Annotated in this window: 2 pseudogenes; one reads left to right on the forward strand and one right to left on the reverse strand. The window is 72.5% G+C overall.

The features are described from left to right. Positions 1-260, forward strand: a pseudogene (locus tag AC27KI_RS26380) (permease); the annotation flags it as partial. Between the two features lie 23 nt (positions 261-283). Here AC27KI_RS26380 and AC27KI_RS26385 read toward each other — a convergent pair. Continuing rightward, a pseudogene (locus AC27KI_RS26385) lies at positions 284-761 on the reverse strand (hypothetical protein); the annotation flags it as partial.

Here is a 761-nt window from a genome sequence, read left to right on the forward strand (position 1 = left end):
CGCGGTTCAGCCGGTCCGCCAACGGCCGGCAGATGGTGCCCGGGGGCGAATGGCTGCGGCAGCTGGCGCAGGACGAGCCGCCCGGGCGCGCGGCGCTGTTCACCTGCTTTTATTCCAACTGCGACAACGCGGTGTACCCGGCCGCCACGGCCACGCTGGACGGCGCGGACAACCGCCTTCGCGAGGGCCTGGCGCACGTGCAGATGGCGTTCCATCCGCCGGTGGTGCGGGAGTGCCTGGACCTCATCGCGGCGCCGTAGGCCGCAGGGCATGCCGCCTGCTTCTACGCCGCGGCCGCCGCGGAGCGCCGCGCGTTGAAGTCGTCCGATCCCACGCCCATGTCCTTGCCGTACTGCGGCGACACATAGGCCACGTTGACCCCGGCCAGCAGCCGCTTGAGCTGCTTCACGGCGGCCACGTTGCCGCTGCTGAAATCGTCGGGCAGCGTGAGCCGGTCCTGGTAGGCCAGCTGGAAGGCCCGCTTGTCGTCCGTCGAGCCGTTTTGCGCGGCCTTGAATGCCAGGGCGATTTCCCGCAGGCCCGCATCGGCGGATTCGGGCGTGCCAAAGCCCGCGCGCAGCGCCGCCCGGCCTTCTTCGGTGGAGAGGGCCATCACATCGACCGGCACCGGTTTGGCCGCTGGCGCCGGCGTGGCGGAGACCGGGTGCAGCGCCGGTTTCGCGGCTGGGTGCTTTGGCGGGCGGGGCTTGAGGTGCGCCTTGGGTGGTGGAGGCGGGGGCGGCGGCGGAGCGGCGGCGGCT

This window comes from Acidovorax sp. KPB24-03 (assembly GCF_057546605.1).